Origin of the sequence: Aureibaculum luteum (assembly GCF_003449015.1) — a bacterium.
GTDB lineage: Bacteria > Bacteroidota > Bacteroidia > Flavobacteriales > Flavobacteriaceae > Aureibaculum > Aureibaculum luteum.
This window is the reverse complement of record NZ_QRGD01000003.1, coordinates 200,173-220,725: the sequence shown is the minus strand read 5'-3', so window position 1 is coordinate 220,725 and position 20,553 is coordinate 200,173. Positions and strand designations below refer to the sequence as shown.

13 protein-coding genes are annotated in these 20,553 nt (G+C 33.6%); 9 read left to right on the top strand and 4 right to left on the bottom strand.

Annotation, left to right across the window (positions count from 1 at the left end):
- The first annotated feature begins 62 nt into the window (after nucleotides 1-62).
- From D3P13_RS09240 to D3P13_RS09225, 4 genes are all read left to right on the top strand, one after another.
- Nucleotides 63-2,564 (top strand): glycoside hydrolase family 9 protein, encoded by a 2,502-nt coding sequence (locus tag D3P13_RS09240; RefSeq protein ID WP_117881634.1) that lies wholly within the window; start codon nucleotides 63-65, stop codon nucleotides 2,562-2,564.
- A gap of 2 nt (nucleotides 2,565-2,566) precedes the next feature.
- Nucleotides 2,567-3,562 carry a glycosyl hydrolase gene (locus D3P13_RS09235; RefSeq protein ID WP_117881632.1) on the top strand — a complete coding sequence of 332 codons (996 nt, stop codon included), beginning with the start codon at nucleotides 2,567-2,569 and terminating at the stop codon, nucleotides 3,560-3,562.
- A gap of 168 nt (nucleotides 3,563-3,730) precedes the next feature.
- On the top strand, nucleotides 3,731-4,576 hold the full coding sequence (locus D3P13_RS09230) for a hypothetical protein (protein WP_117881630.1): 846 nt from the start codon (nucleotides 3,731-3,733) through the stop codon (nucleotides 4,574-4,576).
- A 328-nt stretch (nucleotides 4,577-4,904) separates the two neighbouring features.
- The gene (locus D3P13_RS09225) at nucleotides 4,905-5,915 is read left to right on the top strand and encodes a glycoside hydrolase family 5 protein (protein WP_117881628.1); all 1,011 of its coding nucleotides are present in this window, start codon (nucleotides 4,905-4,907) and stop codon (nucleotides 5,913-5,915) included.
- Between the two features lie 190 nt (nucleotides 5,916-6,105).
- Here the strand turns inward: D3P13_RS09225 and D3P13_RS09220 are convergent, their stop codons facing one another.
- The 4 genes from D3P13_RS09220 to D3P13_RS09205 all read right to left on the bottom strand — a co-directional run bounded on the left by D3P13_RS09220 (nucleotide 6,106) and on the right by D3P13_RS09205 (nucleotide 13,248).
- Nucleotides 6,106-7,314 (bottom strand): glycoside hydrolase family 27 protein, encoded by a 1,209-nt coding sequence (locus tag D3P13_RS09220; RefSeq protein WP_117881626.1) that lies wholly within the window; start codon nucleotides 7,312-7,314, stop codon nucleotides 6,106-6,108.
- A 79-nt stretch (nucleotides 7,315-7,393) separates the two neighbouring features.
- Nucleotides 7,394-8,431 carry a hypothetical protein gene (locus D3P13_RS09215; RefSeq protein ID WP_117881624.1) on the bottom strand — a complete coding sequence of 346 codons (1,038 nt, stop codon included), beginning with the start codon at nucleotides 8,429-8,431 and terminating at the stop codon, nucleotides 7,394-7,396.
- Nucleotides 8,432-8,445: 14 nt separating this feature from the next.
- Complete coding sequence (locus D3P13_RS09210; protein WP_117881622.1) at nucleotides 8,446-10,035, bottom strand: RagB/SusD family nutrient uptake outer membrane protein; 1,590 nt, start codon at nucleotides 10,033-10,035, stop codon at nucleotides 8,446-8,448.
- 12 nt (nucleotides 10,036-10,047) lie between these two features.
- On the bottom strand, nucleotides 10,048-13,248 hold the full coding sequence (locus tag D3P13_RS09205; protein ID WP_117881620.1) for a SusC/RagA family TonB-linked outer membrane protein: 3,201 nt from the start codon (nucleotides 13,246-13,248) through the stop codon (nucleotides 10,048-10,050).
- Nucleotides 13,249-13,646: 398 nt separating this feature from the next.
- Between D3P13_RS09205 and D3P13_RS09200 the strand changes: the two genes are divergently transcribed.
- The 5 genes from D3P13_RS09200 to D3P13_RS09180 all read left to right on the top strand — a co-directional run bounded on the left by D3P13_RS09200 (nucleotide 13,647) and on the right by D3P13_RS09180 (nucleotide 20,551).
- Nucleotides 13,647-15,014, top strand: coding sequence for a T9SS type A sorting domain-containing protein (locus D3P13_RS09200; RefSeq protein ID WP_117881618.1), 1,368 nt, complete (start codon nucleotides 13,647-13,649; stop codon nucleotides 15,012-15,014).
- A 163-nt stretch (nucleotides 15,015-15,177) separates the two neighbouring features.
- Nucleotides 15,178-16,332, top strand: coding sequence for a glycoside hydrolase family 26 protein (locus D3P13_RS09195; RefSeq protein WP_117881616.1), 1,155 nt, complete (start codon nucleotides 15,178-15,180; stop codon nucleotides 16,330-16,332).
- Nucleotides 16,333-16,351: 19 nt separating this feature from the next.
- The gene (locus D3P13_RS09190; RefSeq protein WP_117881614.1) at nucleotides 16,352-18,190 is read left to right on the top strand and encodes a sodium:solute symporter family protein; all 1,839 of its coding nucleotides are present in this window, start codon (nucleotides 16,352-16,354) and stop codon (nucleotides 18,188-18,190) included.
- A gap of 4 nt (nucleotides 18,191-18,194) precedes the next feature.
- A complete protein-coding gene (locus tag D3P13_RS09185) occupies nucleotides 18,195-19,370 on the top strand; it encodes a glycoside hydrolase family 130 protein (RefSeq protein WP_117881612.1) in 1,176 nt (391 codons plus the stop codon).
- The gene (locus tag D3P13_RS09180) at nucleotides 19,370-20,551 is read left to right on the top strand and encodes an AGE family epimerase/isomerase (RefSeq protein ID WP_117881610.1); all 1,182 of its coding nucleotides are present in this window, start codon (nucleotides 19,370-19,372) and stop codon (nucleotides 20,549-20,551) included. Before D3P13_RS09185 ends, D3P13_RS09180 begins: the two co-directional genes overlap by 1 nt.
- The last annotated feature ends 2 nt before the right edge of the window (nucleotides 20,552-20,553 follow it).

The window sequence follows — 20,553 nt, the reverse complement described above, 5'->3', positions numbered from 1 at the left end:
TATTATATGAGTGGATTTATTGATACAATTGAAAGAACTTATCATTTGAAATATTTAGAATTATGAAACATTTTTTATTTGCTTACGTATTGCTCAGTAGTGTTTATTTTTATGGACAGCAGAAAGTAGATTCTACTCAAATTTTTACTATTAATACTTTGGAGTATTTAGAAATGCAAGGTGCTAATGTTATGTTGGCACATGATTTTTACCCCGAGAGTCATCAAGGAGGTGTCGGAATTATTCAAAATGGTATTCGAGTTGCTACTAATGGTGATTTAAGATTAGAACCTACACCCGGTCAATGGCAACCTGTTCCAAAAGTAGGTGAAAGAAAAGTGGATTGGAAAAGCCATGAGATTAGTGTAAAAATGACCTATCCTGATGCTACAAAAAACCAAACAGGGTTTAATCCTATTGTGTATCCTGATTTAAACATGTCTTATAATTTAAAAATTGTTCCTCAAGGAAAATCTTTTAAAATTGTAGTTGATTTAGATGAGCCAATTCCAGAAAAGTGGGTTGGCAAAGTGGGTATGAATATAGAACTGTTTCCTGGGGCGTTATTCGGTAAGAGTTATTATATGGATGATCATTTTGGGTTATTTAACAGACAAGCTAATGGACCCGGATATAAGGATGGCGATGATGAGTTTCAATTGACTCCCATGGCTAAAGGAAAAGAACTGGTTATAGTTCCTGAAAATGAAAGTCAAACACTACATATTAAAAATCTTCAAAATACGGATTTACAATTAATAGATGGTAGAGCTAAACATAGTAATGGATGGTTTGTGGTTAGGTCTTTGGTGCCTTCTGGTAAAACTAAAAATGCTATAGAATGGCTAATTACTCCAAATGTTGTTGATAATTATAAATACAGTCCAGTAGTACAAGTGTCGCAGGTTGGTTATCATCCAAATCAAGAAAAAATTGCCGTTGTTGAAACTGATAAGCTTGATAAAAACATTCAAGAAATAAAGCTATTAAGAATTAACAATAAAGGCGGATTTACAGAAGTGTTATCGCAAAACCTTAAAGATTGGGGCAACTTTTTACGGTACAAATACTACCAATTTGATTTTTCTGAAATAAAAGAACCTGGAATGTATGTAATTAAATATAATGAGTTTACAACACGTCCATTTCAAATAAGTACAACTGTTTTTCAAAGAAATGTTTGGCAACCAACATTAGAATATTTTTTACCTGTGCAAATGTGCCATATGAGGGTAAATGATAGGTATAAGGTTTGGCATGGACGCTGCCATATAGATGATGCAAGAATGGCACCGGTCAATACCAATCATTTTGATGGTTATTTACAAGGCCCAAAAACGCTTACCACTTTTAAATCTGGTGATCATGTTCCCGGAATTAATTTAGGAGGTTGGCATGATGCCGGAGACTATGATCTTAGAGTAGAATCTCAAGCTTCAACCATTCAAGGATTAGCTCATATTTACGAAATCTTTAAGGTAGATTATGATAATACCAGTATTGATCAAGAGACAAAAACGGTAGAAATGCTTCAGCCAGATGGCAAAGCGGATGTGTTGCAGCAAATAGAACATGGAGCCTTGTCAATTGTAGGAGGTTATGAGTCCTTAGGTAGATTCTATAGAGGGATTATTGTACCTCATAAGCGTCAATATATTCTACTAGGAGACGCGGTGAACCATAGTGATAATGTAGTTTATTCAGGAAATGATAAATTATCAGCATCAGGAGTATCTGACATTGAAAAAGGATTGGATAATGCACCAGATGACAGATGGGTTTTTACAGAAAACAATCCCAAAAGAGAAATTAATACAGCGGCAGCACTTGCGGCTACCGCAAGAGTTTTAAAAGGATTTAATGAGGGCTTAGCATCAAAATGTTTAACAATAGCAGAAAATATTTGGGCAAATACGTCCACCAATAATAAGTTAGATAAAATTGAGTTGGCTGTCGAGTTATTAAGAACTACAGGCAATGCTAAATATGCAGAATATTTAAGTGATAATGTTAAGGTGATAACTGAAAATATAGAAAAAGTAGGATGGGTCGTAGGCCCTGCATTACCACTCGTGAAAAGTAAAAAGTTCAGAACAAAAATTGAAGGTGCGGTAAAAGAATATTTAGAAAAAGTTCAGCAATTGGAAAATGAAACACCATATGGCTTAGTTTATAAACCAGACATTTGGGGAGCCGGTTGGGGCATTCAAAACTTTGGAGTAAGACAATATTATTTCCATACTAGCTATCCAGATATTTTTCCTAAAAAGTATATGTTAAATGCTATGAATTTTATTTTGGGCGTACATCCTGGTATAAATACATCCTCATTTGCTAGTGGTGTAGGATCAAGATCTTTAACACAGGCTTATGGAATAAATAGAGGAGAACATTCTTATATTCCGGGAGGTATTGGTTCGGGTACAGCATTAATTCGTCCCGATTTTCCAGAATTATTAGAATGGCCCTTCTTATGGCAACAAACTGAATATGTGCTGGGAGGAGGAACAACAGATTATATATTTTTAATATTAGCAGCAGATCAACTGTTGAATAAAAATTAAATATGAAATATTATTATTTACTAATTGCCTTGGTCTTTAGTGTCGTGTGTAATGCACAGATGGAACCAGTAAACAAAGAAGCCTCTAAAGAAGTAAAAGATTTATTGACTTATATAGGTAATTTAAATGGTCAAATTCTTTCAGGCCAACATTGTTATAGTCATGAAACAAATCGATTTTATGACAGTGTAAAAAATATGACCGGAAAATACCCTGCCATTTGGGGAGCTGATTTTTATTGGAGTAATGGTGAGGTTGATCCTGGTTATAAACTTGTAAACGAAGTCATAAAAAAACATGAAGATGGTGCGATAATTACATTAATGTGGCATGTAGGTAAACCATCAGATGATGCACCTTATGGTTGGAAAGAGAGTGTTCAAAGTGAAATTTCTAATAAAGATTGGAAAGACCTTGTAACACCAGGAACTTTAGTGCATAAGAGATGGCTAGATCAAGTAGATCAACTGGCAATTCACTTAAAAGAGATTCAAAAAAATAAGATACCTGTATTGTTTAGACCTTATCACGAAATGAATGGTGTTTGGTTTTGGTGGGGAGACAAAAAGGGTGAAGAAGGGTTTATGAAACTATGGAAAATGTTATATCAACGTTTGACAGATTATCATAGCTTAAATAATTTAATTTGGGTTTGGAATGCCAATGCTCCTAGAGATATACCCAAAGATGAAGCTTTTGAATACAAAGATTTTTATCCAGGACATCAATTTGTTGATGTGTTAGCTACAGATGTGTATCATTATGATTATGAGCAAAAAGATTATGAACAATTATTGGAATTGGCAGATGGCAAACCAATCGCTCTTGGTGAAGTGGGACAATTACCAAATGTTCTTATTTTAGAGGCTCAACCAAAATGGTCTTGGTTCATGGTTTGGTCAGGATGGCTTAAAACTGCAAATACAGATGAAGGTGTTAAGGATATTTATAAGTACTCAAATACGATAACCAGAGATGAATTAAAAAATGAGCATTAATATTAATATTTATTACAGTTTGGATGTTAAAAAACAGAAAATTTGTAATTAAAACAGTAAGTAAAGAAAATCCAAATGCGTTTAATTATAAGCCCGAGGGGCAAACAGTAACGTACAACGGGGAAGTAATAACAATCCAATTAATTTAATACTTAAAATATAACAGAAATGAAAAATAAAATAGTAGTACTAATAGTCATAGCAATTTCCTTTATATCGTTTAATGGCCATGCTACGGATATGAAAATCTCAAGCGAAGGTGATTTTAATAAAGAAAAAGATTTATTATTAGTTCAATTTGATTGTAAAACGGATGTAGACGACTTACACACGGCTGCAGCATTAGCTACTATTTTGTCTGACACCTTGTATTCGAAAATAAACTTTCATGCAGTAGCGGGTACATATGGTATTCAAAAAGGGTTATATGTGCCTCCAAATGATTTAATGAAATTGGCTTTTGGAGATAATTGGACAGATGCACATGAAAATTTTAAAAATGCGATAAAAAAGGTTAGCGTTATTGTTAAAAATACAGTACTCAATGAAGGTGATATTTGGATTGCTGAAGCAGGTCAGTCTGATTTTACAGCAGCCCTTTTAAGGGTGATTCAATCAGATATGCCTAACGTGGACATTTCTAAACGTTTTCATGTGGTACAGCATAGTGATTGGAATGAAAAGACAACAACTCCAGAAGAGTTACTCTTTGTGAAAAATAATACGGATTATCAAAAAATACCAGATGGTAATGCAGTTGGAAACGGAACTCCAGGGTTTCATGATTCTGAGTTTAAAAATTGGAAAAGTAAAATTTCTGATCCAAAATTACTTGCTATTTGGCGACTAGCCATTAAAACCTCAAATAAATACAACGGTCAAGAGGGGAGATACAAAAATGAGGCTATTTTTGAAGGCGGTTTAGACTTCTCAGATCTTTCTGAAGTCTGTTGGATATTAGGTTTGAAAGATTTAAAAGACACCGAACAGTTTTTTAATGACTACGCAAAATAGAAAAATGAACTGAGTACTATCGAAGAAATAAATTGTGGGTGGTTTCTCTTAAGCTTTTCAATGTCTGGGAATACCCATTATTTAGAAAGGCCAATTAATCATATTCCATATGCTTTAGGTATTCATAAAATTGTCAAAAATTTCGAATATTGATACTATATTATCAATCTTATAAACTAAAAATTCAGGCGACAAATTTTTATAAATATTATTAAGACCTTTACGTAACTATTCAATGTTTAAGTAGCAATTATTTAAATAATGGAATAGGTGTAGCACTCGTAACAACTGCTAATCAAAATAGTAATAATCTTATAAAAATAAAAACATGAAAATTTTCTTGAATAAAACTGTGGCAACTTTTATCTTACTTCTTGCTATTAATTTTGTGCATTCTCAAGAGGTCTTAAGTAGGGTTAGTGTTTCAGGGAATAGCTTTGTGAAGGAAGATGGAAAAATTGCAGTTTTTAGAGGGTTAAATACTAGTGATCCTGATAAACTCGAACGTCAACAGTTGTGGAATAAATCATACTTCGAAGAAATGAAGCATTGGGGAGCTAACTTGGTGCGGTTTCCAGTACATCCAACAGCATGGAAGAAAAGAGGAAAAGAAGCGTATCTAAAACTTTTAGACGATGGTATTCAATGGGCAGGTGAATTGGGAATGTATGTTGTAATAGATTGGCATAGCATCGGGAATTTACGTACTGAAATGTATCAACATGATATGTATGATACGGATAAAAAACAAACCTTTGATTTTTGGAGAACAATAGGTAAAAAATATGGAAAGAATACAACCGTAGCTTTTTATGAGCTTTTTAATGAGCCTACTACTTATAATAATGAATTGGGAACAATTACATGGGAGCAATGGAAGGAACTAAATAAAGAAATGATTGGCATTCTTCGGACCAATGGGGGAGAAGGTATTCCGTTAGTTGCCGGATTCAATTGGGCCTATGATCTTACTCCAGTAAAAGAGAGTCCTTTGGATGTTGAAGGAATAGCTTATGTTTCTCATCCTTATCCTCAAAAACGTGAAAAGCCTTGGGAGGAAAAATGGACAAAAGATTGGGGATTCGTAAAAGATAAATATCCAGTAATTTTAACAGAAATTGGTTTTTGCGGTCCTGAAGATCCGGGAGCTCATTCTCCTGTGGTTAGCGATGAGTCTTATGGTGATGCTATTACCAACTATTCAGATGAAAAAGGTATTTCTTATGTGGTTTGGGTTTTTGATAAAGAATGGGCACCCCGCCTTTATATTGATGAAAAATATACACCTTCAAGACATGGGAAGTATTTCAAAAAGAAATTACAGAGTTATAAATACTAAGAGCAAGGAAAAAGGATTTTGAGGCTGATCCCTTTGAAAACTAGTTCTTTGTTTTTTAGAAGTTATTGATAATCTAGAATTGACTCAAATGTTAGAAAAACTCCTGATAGGTACAATAAAATTGTAGTTATCAGGAGTGTAATTAAATAGTTAATAATAATAATAATTGAGTGCGTTTTAACTAACGACTCTATTTTAATTCTAGTTTGATCATCAATACATCATGCACACCAATTCTGCCTTTTAAGTTTTTAGCTGTACTCCCTAAGTTTTTATGGTTAAATAGATCTTCAATAGTATAAGTATCTTTCTTAGTATCCAAATTACGTTCATTAACATCATCTCCAATGTTATGTTTTTTCCAATCAAAATTAATTTCAATTGGTTTATCATTCATATTTACAAAACACATTGCCCAGGAATTTTTATTTAAAGGTTTTAACCAAATTTCTATCTTGTTTTCGTTTGAAAACCTAAAACCTTGTATGCCTAGGTTGTCTTGATTTACTGAAATTACTTCTTTGTTTGTTAGTGTTTTGATTGTTTGGGGAGAAGCAACTCTTAAATCATTACCCATAATTAAAGGTGAGGCCAACATGCTCCACATAGCAAAATGGCTTCGATCCTCGGCATCAGTCATGCCATTGCCCACTTCCATCATGTCGTAATCGTTCCAATGACCAGGGCCAGCCGCCTTACGTATAGCTTTACGCATATTAATAATCTTCCATACACCCCATGAAGACCAAGACCCATGGCCAATTTCACAATCCCAACAATTGATAATATCTCCTGTAACTCTCCAAGAGTGACCAACATCTTTTGCCCATTCCCAAGGCTTATTATCTCCCCATTCGCAAATGCTAAATACCATTGGTCTTCCTGCAGTTTTTATGGCATCTCTCATCGTAATATAAGCTCCTTCTGCATTTAATTTATCTGTATTACACCAATCGTATTTCAAATAGTCAACATCCCATGAGGCATATGAACGGGCATCTTGATATTCATATCCTCTACTGCCTGGATACCCGGCACAAGTCTTAGAGCCGGCACAATTGTATAATCCGAATTTAAGTCCTTTTGAATGAATATAATCGGCTAAAGCTTTCATACCACTTGGAAACTTTACTGGATCGGCAATTAAATTTCCATTTACATCTCTCTCCTTAGCCATCCATCCATCATCTAATACAATATATTCATAACCTGCATCTTTCAAACCTAATTCAACAAACTTATCGGCAATATCTTTTACCAATTGTTCATTGATGTTAGTTGAAAAAGTATTCCAGCTATTCCAACCTAATGGAGGTGTTTCAGCTATGCCTTCAAATTTTTGTGCGTGTGTATGTGCACAAAGTAATAGGACAAGAATTCCGATTGTTATTTTCTTCATAATTTAAATAATTTAAAAAAAGCATCTCGAAAATATTCCAGATGCTTTTTATTACTACTAACTCAATTAACAACAATTACTATTTTAATATGTATCCAAAATTATCGAAATAGTATTCTCCACCATTCCCGGTAAATTCTTGAAATGATATATTTTGTACATGTCCGGCATCTAGCAATTCTGCCCAAGTAAAATAATACTCTTTCCATTCAGAGGTAAGCGTAATTATGGGTGCGGTATCATCACTCCAATTTCCATTAAAAACTAATTTTAGTTTAGAGCCGTCAGGGCCTTTTAAAGACATTCTGATTCCAGCATATTCGGCTATTTGATCGTCCCAACTCCATTCTCCTTGTAGATTATCCCAACCTCCCATATCTTTTTTGAAATAGGTTGTGCCTTGGGCAGCCGTGTTATTGGTTTCATAAACATGGTTGTTCCATTCTGGTGGTGCAAATCCTCCATACCAAATATCATCATAAAGTGCTGTACCTACTGCGTAAGTAGATGTTATATCACCCGAAATTGTAGTTACAGTAATGTATTGTTTGTCACCTCCTGCAGGAACAATGGCTATGATTTCTGTTAATGTATTTGAAACGATAGTAGCTTCGGTTGATCCAAAAGAGACCACAGGATCTAAAAAGAAATCTCCATAAATTGTAATTTGTTCACCTTCAGCCGCATTTACAGGTTGAAAACCTCTCGTTAATTGTGGAGCTGGTGGAGCAATAACAAATGGGTATATTACGGTACCACCTTTGGTTACCACTTTTAATTCGCTTGATGCGTTTTCATAAGGTGTATTCTGATCAATATTGACAAATATATCCGTATCTGTAACCATTGTTGGATTAAAATAGGTGTCTACATCGTTAAAATATATTTTTTCTAACGTTGAAAAACCTGATCCTTGAATAATGTATACGTTATTTGCGTAACCTACAGTTGTTGGTACTAAATCGCCTGCACTGGCTATACTTACATTGTTTATAACTGGAGGTGCGGAAGAATTAATACTTTCACTATCATCGCTGGTACATGAAGTAAGTGTACCTACCAATATTGACACTATAATAAGAAAGCTAAATATGTCTTTGATTTTGAATTTTTTCATGATCTTTTTATTTTTTAATTAAAAGTATATGGTACTGGTTCTTCTAATAACTTAGGATTTTTTGCCACATCGTTATCAGGATAATCCATAAAAAAGTCGTTGGCATTATGATCGGAAGAAAATGTAGGAGTAAAATATTCTGCGTTATCCTTGTTTCCTCTGTTTTGTGCAGACATAATAGCGATAGCATCTGTTTTATCTAATCTGCCAAGGTCGAACCAATAATCACCTTCAAAACATAATTCCTTTCTTCTTTCATTGAAAATATCATCAAAAGTAATGGAAGTTAAGCTTGATAACCCAGCTCTATTTCTAACGGCATTAAATGAATTCAACGCCATAACATCAGAAGTACTTGAACCACCTGCCAAAATAGCCTCTGCATGGATTAATAAGAGCTCTGCATATCGCATAATATAGGTATTGTTATCCATCATTGCCCAAGCATCAACAGGGCCTGTAGCATCAGATTGTACGCCAATACAGTACTTTTTAATACCTCCTCCAGAATTTTGAGCATTATTTTCGTCTGGAACTGTAAAACCTAAACCAATAGATGTATTTAAATCAGGATAAACATTGCCTGGTAGCATTACAGTTTCATGTCCTCTTACGTCGTTGGCTGCATATATTGTCATTACATCTTGAGATGGGCCAAAAACACCTCCGTATGAAGCATTAGATGTAGAAACTGTTGATGAACTAATACCAAATTGAGTGTTACAGTTATTTGCTGAACCGTAGTTTCCGTCTCCTTTCCATTGAATGGCAAAAATTGATTCTTCATTATTGTTATTTGCATACGTAAACAAATCTGCAAATGATTTTGAGGGTAATTCACTACCGCCTAATAATTTAAATTCACCACTATTAATTACATCTTCCGCCATGATTTTGGCATTAGCATAATCCTTTTGATATAAATAAACTTTAGCAAGCAATGCTTTTGCGGAACCTTTTGAAATCCGGGCATTTTCTCCATAATTACCTCCTCTTGTCTTTTCTTGTAACCTATTTATTGCTGCTAAATAATCACTTACAATCAATGTGTAGATGTCAGCTTCAGGGTTTGTATTAATATATGGGTCATCAGAATAATCTAAATTGTTCTCAATAATTGGAACTGGGCCCCATAAACGAACTAAATAAAAATAAGCCGTAGCTCTCATAAAATAAGCTTCTCCTAAGGTATTATCTATTACCGCTTGATCTACTTCTGCACCAACCCTAGATTCTAAGAAATTAATTATGGCATTAGCTTGAGCAATGTTTGCCCATAAGGACGCCCAGCCATTTGTTAATTCTGGATCACTCCCGTTCATTGAAAAAGTTCTTAATCCACTAACATCTGGAGAACCAGAATACATGTTTCCAGAACCAACTTCTAGTGCCCAAAAGAACTTGTTGCATAATTGAAACCAAGTTCTGCTATACATTCCATTGGTTGCCGAAGCTACTTGCTCATTACTATTATAATAGGCATCTAAACTTATGGTATCCTCTGGTGGCCTATTTGTAAAATCTTCAGAACAAGATCCAAGGGCTACAATTAGTAGTGCTACACTAAATAATTTATACAAATTAAAAAATATTTTATTATTCATTTTCTTATTTTTTTAAAATTCAACGTTTATACCTAGTGAAAAAGTTCTTGGAGATGGGTATCTTCCATTATCTATACCTGTCAAAAGCGGACTTTGATTAAAGGATCCAATTTCAGGGTCATAGCCTGAATAATTAGTAAGGGTATAGAGGTTCTGAGCAGAGCCGTAAATTCTTATTCTAGACATTTTTATTTTTTCTAAAACATCTTGTGGTAAAGAATAGCCAAAAGTTAAGTTTTGAATTCTTAAATAAGAACCATCTTCTAGATAACGACTAGAGATTAATAAGTTTGTATTTGCCGTATTATTAATTGGTCTAGGGATGCTGGTATTTGTGTTTGTTTCAGTCCAATAATTTGAAGCTTCAACAAATTGATTTTCATATAATGATGCATTAGTTGTACCTTGTCTTCGGGTTAAGTTCATAATGTCATTTCCATAAGTTCCTTGAACAAATACAGATAAATCAAAATTCTTATACTTAAAGTTATTGGTAAAACCAAACGTAAAATCTGGATGCGGGCTTCCAATCAATGTCTTATCTAATGCGTCAACTATGCCGTCTGGCACACCATTTGGACCACTAACATCCTTGTACTTATAATCACCCAAATAAGTTTCACCAGAGCCAGTCCCTACAGGTTGTCCAAATTGCAACGGTGCAGCATTTAAAGTGGCCATATCGTCAAATATTCCCTCAGAAACATAACCGTAAAACATTCCTATTGGCTGGCCAACGATGGTGTTTGTGACAACTACTGGTTGATAACCATTTGTATTTATTTGTTGTGTCAACACAATACCGTCTTGAATGCTAATTAGGTTATTTGAATAGTGTGAATAGTTCAATGAAGAATTCCAGCTAAAACTTTTAGAATCACCTAAATTTAATCCTAATGTAATTTCATAACCTTTGTTCTGCATGGTTCCAAGGTTTGAGTATGGTGCTGAAATTCCACCGTATTGACCTCCACCACCAGTTAAGTAATCCGGTAACGGCACTTGGAATAAAAATCCTTCTGATTTTTTGTCATAAACATCAACACTGGCTGTAAGTCTTGAATTAAATAGTGTAAAATCAAGACCACCGTTTGTTTGATTTAAAGATTCCCAAGTTAAATTAGGATTTGGAGAGTTAGACACTAAAAAACCGCTTCCTAATCCAGAATTTTGAGCCGCTAAAAGAGCGGTGTATCTGTTGTTTTCAATTTGTTGATTTCCTGTTTCACCATAACCAACTCTAAATTTTATATTATCTATATATGTATCAAACCCTTCCATAAATGATTCATTTGATAATTTCCATGATCCAGCAATTGATTTAAAAATACCAGTTTGATTATCTGTAGTTGGGTCAAATTTAGAAGATGTATCAGCTCTTATAGAACCTGTTAAACTATATCTATTGTCAAAACTATAAATAAGACGGCTAAAATAGGACGATATTGAGGCACTACCTTTATAACCTGTTACGGTATTGTTATCTACATCAGCTAAATTTATGGTGTGGTTTTCATTTGTCTGGAAACCGTTTGAAGATGTTATGATACCTTCCCAATGACTATCATTCGCTTCTTGACCTAGCAATAATGTAAAACTATGCTTTTGTATAGACTTATTATAAGTTAGTAAGTTTTTGAAGTTTATTGAATACCAGTTTTGGTTTCTTGTATCTAAATCAGCAGTAAGATTTACTTGAGATCCCCATTTGTAAGATGGTCTAAAATCTTCATTTTGCGAATATTCGGTATTTCCAGATAACTCCATTCTGTATTTTAAGCCATCTAAAATTGTTATTTCAGCATAAATATTACCTAAAAAGTTTTTCCTGATTAATTTATTTTCTCTTGTAAGTGCTTCAGCAACGGGATTGTAGTAAGTAACACTTTGGTCTGCACTTGGTGGTCCTGCAAAAGAACCATCTGAATTTCTTACTGGAATATCAGGAGATTGGAGTAACGTATTACTAATTAAACCTGTAAAACTTTGGTTAACAGTAACCTTCTCATTCGTTATACCCGTAGTTAAATTGGCACCAACTTTTAGCCAATCTTTAACCTTAGAGTCAACATTTAATCTAGCGGTATACCTTTTAAGTCCCGAGCCGATAATTGTACCTTCTTGATCTAAGAAACCTGCCGATAAGTAATAGTTTATATCTTCTTTTCTTCCTGAAAAAGACAATTGATGGTTTTGAGCAACAGCGGTCCTGTATACTTCGTTTTGCCAATCAGTTCCTTCTCCTAATAATTCTGGATGTGAAAATTCTGGACGAACTTCGGTTCCATATAGATTGGCCAAATTTGTTTTATGTTCAGCAAACTCTTGTAAATTCATTACATCAAGGTCTTTATAATTCTTTACAATAGAAGTATACCCTTCGTAAGCAATTTTACCATTTCCTTTTTTTCCAGATTTTGTTGTAATAATAATTACTCCGTTTGCACCTCTAGACCCGTAAATAGAGGTTGCTGAAGCATCTTTTAAAATGTCTACCGATGCGATATCATTAGGGTTTATCATTGATAATGGACTCACGGCGTTATTACCATTTCCGCCAGTTGAAGAAAAGCCATCTTTACCTACTAGTGGTTGGCCACTTGTAGATTTTCCTGTAGCATCACCAGAAATTGGTACACCATCTATAATATAAAGAGGTTCGTTTGTACCTGTTAATGAAGTGGTTCCTCTAATTCTAATAGAAGCGGCTCCTCCTGGTGCACCAGAATTAGAAGTCACACTAACACCAGCGGCCTTACCTTGTAGCATCTGATCTAATGAAACTTGTTTTAAATCTTTTAGATCATCTGAACTTACCGAAGAAACGGCACTGTTAATGTCTGATCTTTTCTGAGACCCGTAACCAATTATGACTACCTCATCTAAGTTATTAGAATCTTCTTCTAAGGTAATATCAATAGTTGATTTGCCGTTAATTGAAATTTCTTGTGTCTTAAAACCGATGAAACTATAAACTAAGGTGGTACCTTTATTTACTGATATTTGATAGTTTCCATCAAAATCTGAAGATACCCCATTTAAGGTTCCTTTTTCAATAATATTGACTCCGGGTAGCGGAGCACCATTTGAATCTGAAACTACACCACTAATCGTACTTTGAGCTATAATTAATTGACTTAATAAGCCAAATAATAACAGCAAGTAATAGCGATTTACATTACAATAAATGATTTTTGATTTTAATTTTTGCATATGATTTTGAGTTAATCTAGTTAATTCTAATTTTCACTAAACATAAATTATAGAATGTATAATTTAACTAGTAAGTTATTATCAATACCAAAATTATACTTAAAGTTAATAGAATGTTAATATTATTTTGTCATTTATCGATAAAATATTTTCTTGTTTGTATGTTATTCACTTTTATTGTCTTATTTATTATAAATGAATTATAGGTTTATTAAGTGTTTTTAAAACATTTAATTGATTGATTTATCTGTCAATAGTCATTCTATCAGGGTGTTTGATGGAGATGCTAGTTCTGTTTACTAATTCATCAGATGTTGTGAAATAATACTTTATTATTATGATAAAATAATACCATATTAGTAGCTAGATTGATTCTTATATTTACACAGAGATAATTTATGTCAAAAAAGAAATACATATTAATACTTTCAATTTTAATGGTTTTGGGGGTGAAAGCTCAGAATACTATTGAGGTAAACTGCCAAAATTTATTTTTAAGCGGAACAAATTTAGCATGGAATCAATTTAGTGGAGATGTTGGGTTTGGTACTAATCCAAACCTGACTTATTTTGATAATTTCTTTTCAGAAGTAAAGGCTTCAGGCGGTAATTCTGTGCGTTGGTGGCTCCATACAGATGCAGCTTTTACTCCAGAGATACAAACAAGTGGCAATATTACTGGTTTACATCATTCATTAACAAATCAGCAAATTATAGATCAGATAAAAGATGTGTTAGACGCGGCGTGGTCAAATAATGTGCTGGTAAATATTAGTTTGTTTTCTTTTGATATGCTTCAAGACCCAACGGCTAAAAGTTGGACCGACATAAATTATGACGGTAACTTGGCATTTTTAAAATCATCGACTAATGTACAATCCTATATAGATAATGCCTTAACCCCTATGGTTAATGGGTTAAAAGATCATCCGGCACTTATGAGTTGGGAGATTTTTAATGAACCAGAAGGGATGACTAGTGAATTTGGTTGGACACCAGTTAGAATTTCGATGGCCGATGTTCAAATGGTAGTAAATAAATTAGCGGGTGCAATTCACGATGCTGATTCTGAAGCTCTTGTTACCAATGGGACTTGGTCTATGTTAGCAAATACGGATAAAAATGTTTCCTCAAATGTAAATCAGAAAAATTATTATTCAGATGCAGCATTAATTGCAGCTGGAGGTTCTGATAATGGTACCTTAGATTTTTATCAAGTTCATTATTATGATTGGCAATCATCTTCTATTTCACCATTTCATCATCCTGCAAGTTATTGGGAGTTAGATAAACCCGTTATGGTTGGTGAATTTCATGCGGCAGAAGCGGAGTCACTAATGACTGGGTTTGGTTATCCTATAAATGCTACATATGATTACTTATATGATAATGGTTATTTTGGAGCATGGGGATGGCAATATAAAGAGTCTACACTCTGGATTGCTATAGAGCCTCAAATTAAGTATATGAATGTGACTAATGGAAGTGTAATAGCTCTTGATAAAGATGCTTGTAATACCGCTGGAATTAGTGATTTTGGACTTGGCTCTATTTCTGTCTTTCCAAACCCATCAGTACATAAAATTCAAATCAAAGGTTTGCAAGGATTAGGAGAGGTGCTCGTTTATTCTATCGATGGTAAAGTAATAATTAACGAAGCTTTAGAGAATGATCAACTGGATGTGTCTCAACTAGCATCAGGTATGTATTATTTGCGAATTTCAACAGAAAATGGAAGTGTATCTAAAAAAATGGTAAAGGAGTAAAATCATTTTCGAAATCAAATTGATCTAAAATTGAACTATCAATCCTGCACATCGTAATAATAATTTAAGATATTGATAAAATAATATCAATATCATAATTTTAGTATAGCTAAATTTGATTTTTACAATAAATAACTAGTAACCTCTATTATAAATACAATTTATGATGATCTCCATTAAAAATAAAAATCTTAAATTTTACTGTAAATCTGTTCTTGCATTGTTACTTATGGTATCTTTTTATTCATGTACAACTACTCAAAAACAAAAAGAAAAAAAGCCTTTGTTAGTTGACGAAAAAGCTTCGGAAAGTTGTTTGAATCTTTATCAAAAATTAAATGAAATTTCAAAAAAAGGTTTTGCTATTGGGCATCAAGACGCAACATCTTATGGCATTAGCTGGACGCAAAATGATGACAGTTTAATTATAAAAAGCGATGTAAATGAAGTGGTGCAAGATTTCCCTTCGGTATATGGTTTTGATTTAGGACGTATTGAATTGGCTTCTGATAGAAATTTAGATAGCGTTTCGTTTGTTACGATGAGAAAACTTATGATTGATGCTCATAAAAAGGGCGGTATTATAACCATTAGCTGGCATGCAGATAACCCAACATCCGATGGAGATTCTTGGGATAAAACACCTGCTGTTGCTGACATTATTAAAGGTGGTAAAAATAGAGCCAAATATGAGCTTTGGGTAGAACGAATGGCGAATTTTATAAAGTCATTGCAATATGATAATCAACCCATACCTTTGGTATTTAGGCCTTTTCATGAAATGAATGGGGCTTGGTTTTGGTGGGGAGATCCAAACTGTACAGCAGCCGAGTACAAACAATTGTGGCAAGAAACAGTACAGTTGCTAAGAGATACTCATAACGTGCACAATTTGTTATATGCTTATTCACCAAATAAATTAAATCCGTCCGATGATTATTTGAAATACTACCCTGGAGACGATTACGTAGATATTTTGGGTATTGATATTTATGATTTTAAAAATGCAAAAGAGTATGCAGAAGCAGTAGTTAAAGATTTAGAACTCGTAAAAAATATTGCCAAAGAAAAGAACAAGCTTTATGCTTTTACGGAAACAGGATTAGAAACAATTTCTACTGAAAATTGGTATTCAGAAGTTTTATATCCTAGTATAGAAAATTCAGGGATTGCATGGGTGTTGTTCTGGAGAAACGGAAGACTTGATCATCATTATATGCCTTATAAAGGACATTCTAGTGAAAGTGATTTTAAAAATTTCGAAAAGCTATCGAAAACACTGTTTTTAAAAGATATTAATGAGTTAAAAATTAATTAAAGTTAACCACAACCAACCTATGAAATTACTCAACACAGTAGATATTATAATTATTTTATTGTATTTGCTAACTATAGTTATAATTGGACTTGTTCTAAAAAAAAGAGCACAACGAAGTAAAGATGATTATTTGCTAGGTGGTAAGTCCATTCCTTGGTATTTGTTAGGGCTTTCTAATGCCTCAGGAATGTTTGATATTTCTGGCACAATTTGGCTTGTAACTTTGATGTTTGTCTATGGAATTAAAAGTGCATGGATACCGTGGTTATGGCCTGTTTTTAATCAGGTATTCTTGATGGTGTATTTGTCTAAATGGTTAAGGCGTTCAAACGCAACCACAGGTGCTGAATGGATAGGTACACGTTTTGGGTTTGCAAAAGGAGCAAAACTGTCACATGTTATTGTGGTCATTTTTGCATTGATAATGTGCTTGGGCTATTTAGCTTATGGATTTATAGGTTTAGGTAAATTTATTGAAATTTTTATTCCTTGGGAAATGGTAAGTAATTATGTTCCCTTTGATGTAACGCCAGAGTATGTGCCACATTTTTATGGTACTATTTTTACCTTTTTTGCCGTATTTTATTCGTTGTTAGGTGGTATGTCTGGAATTGTATGGGCAGACGTTGTCCAATTTGGAATTATGACTGTAGCTGCTCTAGTTATCGGTTATTTAGGGTTTCAAGCCGTTGGAAGTAACACGTTGAACGTACCTGATGGTTGGATGAGTCCGTTTTTTGGATGGGAATTGAATATGGATTGGACGCATATAATACCTGAAGTAAATAATAAAATTAAAGAAGACGGATTTGGATTATTTACAATTTTCTTTATGATGATGGTCTTTAAAGGGTTGCTGGTGAGTGTAGCAGGGCCAGCTCCAAATTATGATATGCAGAAAATATTATCTACAAAATCAGCAGCCGAAGCTTCTAAAATGAGTGGATTTGTATCTGTAATTCTAATGCCAATTCGGTATTTAATGATTGCAGGTTTTGCGGCCTTGGCTTTAATTTATTATGAAAAATTAGATTTATTAAATTCTGCAGGAGAAATTGATTTTGAATTGATTTTGCCAACGGCTATACAGCAGTTTGTTCCAGTAGGTTTGTTGGGGCTTTTATTAGCGGGATTAATTGCTGCATTTATGTCAACATTTGCAGGCACTTTAAATGCTGCACAAGCATATTTAGTGAATGATATTTACTTAAAATACAAAAAGCCAGATGCAAGTCCTAAAGAGATAAGAAACATGAACTATATGACTGGAGTGATCGTAGTTATAGTTAGTATAATTTTAGGATTATTTGCGAAGGATGTAAATTCAGTATTGCAATGGATAGTCTCTGTTTTATATGGAAGTTATGTCGGTGCAAACATTTTAAAATGGCATTGGTGGAGGTTTAATGGCGAAGGTTTCTTTTGGGGTATGGTAGCTGGTTTAGTATCTGCAGCGGTGATTCCGGAATTGTTTCCAGATGTGTTAGGTTTGTATCTATTTCCCTGGTTATTATTGGCATCATTAATAGGTTCTGTCATTGGAACGTATTCTGCCCCGCCAACAGATGAAGCCGTTCTTAAAAAATTCTATAAAAATGTTAAACCGTGGGGGTTTTGGAAACCAATCCATGATAAATTACTAATTGAAGATCCGAATTTCAAAAAGAATGAAAGTTTTGGTATGGATTTGTTTAATGTGTTAATAGGTATAACCGCACAGACAACGTTGGTAATTTTACCTATGTATATCATTTTTAGACAACAAACGCCTATTTATATTTCTCTTGTTGTTTTAGTAATATGTTTAGTGCTATTAAAGAAATTCTGGTGGAATAAATTAGAAGAAAAAATTGATTAATTATATGTACAAAATAAATGGCACAATAGCCAAGAAAAAAAAGAGATATGCTAAATTGATTAGCAAAAAAAATAAACCCGTTTCCAATTCAAATGGGATCTATACACGATATAAATATCCTGTCGTAACAGCAGATCATACGCCAATTCATTGGAGGTATGATTTTGACCCTAAAACAAATCCATTTGAGTTAGAACGAATAGGTATTAACGGCACTTTTAATGCTGGAGCCATGAAATGGAATGGCAAGTATTTGCTGTGCTTAAGAGTAGAAGGAAACGATCGTAAGTCATTTTTTGCAATTGCAGAAAGTCCCAACGGTGTAGATCATTTTAAATTTTGGGATAAACCATGCGTAATTCCTGAAATTGAAGGAGATCCAGATACCAATATTTATGATATGCGTTTGATAAACCATGAAGATGGTTGGATATATGGTGTGTTTTGTACGGAACGTAAAGACCCAGAAGCTCCAATAGGTGATACTAGTTCTGCAACCGCTAACGCAGGGATTGTTAGAACAAAAGATCTTATTCATTGGGAACGTTTACCTGATTTAATCTCAAGTTCTGGTCAACAACGAAATGTAGTGTTGCATCCAGAATTTGTTAACGGTAAATATGCTATTTATACGCGTCCGCAAGACGGGTTTATAAATGTTGGTAATGGTGGTGGTATCGGGCTTGGTTATATCGATGACATGATAAATCCTGTTGTGAAAAATGAAAAGATTATTAATAATAAAATTTATCATACTGTTTTTGAATTAAAAAATGGACAAGGACCTGCACCAATAAAAACTAAAGAAGGTTGGTTGCACCTCGCTCATGGTGTACGAAATACCGCAGCAGGTTTACGTTATACATTGTATATGTTTATGACAGATTTAAATGATATTTCAAAAGTAATTCATCAACCTGCAGGTCATTTTATGGCTCCAATAGATGATGAGAGAATTGGCGATGTTTCAAACGTTTTATTTTCAAACGGCTGGATTGAAGATGATAATGGCACTGTTTATATTTATTATGCTTCGTCAGATACTAGGATGCACGTTGCGGTATCATCAATTGACAAATTGTTAGATTATGTTATGCATTCTCCTGAAGATAAATACTCATCCGCAAATTCTGTACAAACAATCCTCAGCCTTATAGATAAAAATAGCAAACTACGGTGATGTCTAATGCTTATTCCCAACTAAAAAACGAACTGAACATTGAGTTAATAAATGTACTAAATTACTGGTCATTAAATACTTTAGATCATAACCATGGCGGTTTTTTAGGTAAAATTAATCACTTCAATGTTGTCGTGCCAAAAGCCTCTAAAGGTATTATTTTAAATACACGAATTCTTTGGTCATTTTCAGCAGCTTCAAATCATCTAAAAACAAATGAATACAGGTCTATTTGCGATAGAGCGTATACCTATTTAAAAAGCTATTTTAAAGATTCAAACCACAAAGGTGTTTTTTGGGAGTTAGATTATAAAGGAAATCCGATAGACACGCGAAAGCAAGTTTATGCTCAAGCCTTTACTATTTATGCACTGTCTGAATACTATATGTTTACAGAAAATGAAGAGGCTAAAATTTGGGCACTAGAAATTTTTAACCTTCTTGAAGAATATGCCAAAGATGATGTGAATGTAGGCTACTTCGAGGCATTTAATGAAACTTGGAGTCCGATTCAAGATATGAGATTAAGTGAAAAGGATATGAATGCATCTAAAACGATGAATACACACCTTCATATTTTAGAAGCTTATACTGCTTTGTTGAAAATTTGTGATAATGGCGAGTTAAAAGCATCATTAAAACATTTGATTGAAATATTCTTTGAAAAATTTCTTAATTCTAATAATCATTTTGATTTGTTTTTTGATGATCAATGGAATTTGTTAGGTAATACCATTTCTTATGGACATGATATTGAAGCAGCTTGGTTATTGATAGAAGCAGCTAAGCTCGTTGAAGATGAAGCCTTACTGAATAAAGCAAACAAATTAGCAATAATGATAGCTGATTCTTTTTTAAATGAGGGAATAGATAGTGAAGGGGCTGTAATAAATGAAAAGAATTTAGATAACAATCATATTGATACTGATAGGCATTGGTGGCCCCAAGTAGAAGCACTTGTAGGGTTGAATTATGCTTATAATTTAAAAAAGAATCAGAGGTACATTGAAAGTTCATTAAAGATTTGGGAATTCACTAAAAAGTACCTGATTGATTATAAAAATGGAGAGTGGTTTTTTAGAGTCGATAAAAACGGTGACCCTTATAGAGAGGAAGATAAAGTAAGTATGTGGAAAGCACCTTACCACACCTCAAGGGCGTTTATAATCTTAAACAGTTAGAA

Excerpts from the sequence above, each read along its gene's own strand:
- D3P13_RS09240 (WP_117881634.1), top strand. The coding sequence starts at position 63 with ATGAAACATTTTTTATTTGCTTACGTATTGCTCAGTAGTGTTTATTTT.
- D3P13_RS09235 (WP_117881632.1), top strand. The coding sequence starts at position 2,567 with ATGAAATATTATTATTTACTAATTGCCTTGGTCTTTAGTGTCGTGTGT.
- D3P13_RS09230 (WP_117881630.1), top strand. The coding sequence starts at position 3,731 with ATGAAAAATAAAATAGTAGTACTAATAGTCATAGCAATTTCCTTTATA.
- D3P13_RS09225 (WP_117881628.1), top strand. The coding sequence starts at position 4,905 with ATGAAAATTTTCTTGAATAAAACTGTGGCAACTTTTATCTTACTTCTT.
- D3P13_RS09220 (WP_117881626.1), bottom strand. The coding sequence starts at position 7,314 with ATGAAGAAAATAACAATCGGAATTCTTGTCCTATTACTTTGTGCACAT.
- D3P13_RS09215 (WP_117881624.1), bottom strand. The coding sequence starts at position 8,431 with ATGAAAAAATTCAAAATCAAAGACATATTTAGCTTTCTTATTATAGTG.
- D3P13_RS09210 (WP_117881622.1), bottom strand. The coding sequence starts at position 10,035 with ATGAATAATAAAATATTTTTTAATTTGTATAAATTATTTAGTGTAGCA.
- D3P13_RS09205 (WP_117881620.1), bottom strand. The coding sequence starts at position 13,248 with ATGCAAAAATTAAAATCAAAAATCATTTATTGTAATGTAAATCGCTAT.
- D3P13_RS09200 (WP_117881618.1), top strand. The coding sequence starts at position 13,647 with ATGTCAAAAAAGAAATACATATTAATACTTTCAATTTTAATGGTTTTG.
- D3P13_RS09195 (WP_117881616.1), top strand. The coding sequence starts at position 15,178 with ATGATGATCTCCATTAAAAATAAAAATCTTAAATTTTACTGTAAATCT.
- D3P13_RS09190 (WP_117881614.1), top strand. The coding sequence starts at position 16,352 with ATGAAATTACTCAACACAGTAGATATTATAATTATTTTATTGTATTTG.
- D3P13_RS09185 (WP_117881612.1), top strand. The coding sequence starts at position 18,195 with ATGTACAAAATAAATGGCACAATAGCCAAGAAAAAAAAGAGATATGCT.
- D3P13_RS09180 (WP_117881610.1), top strand. The coding sequence starts at position 19,370 with ATGTCTAATGCTTATTCCCAACTAAAAAACGAACTGAACATTGAGTTA.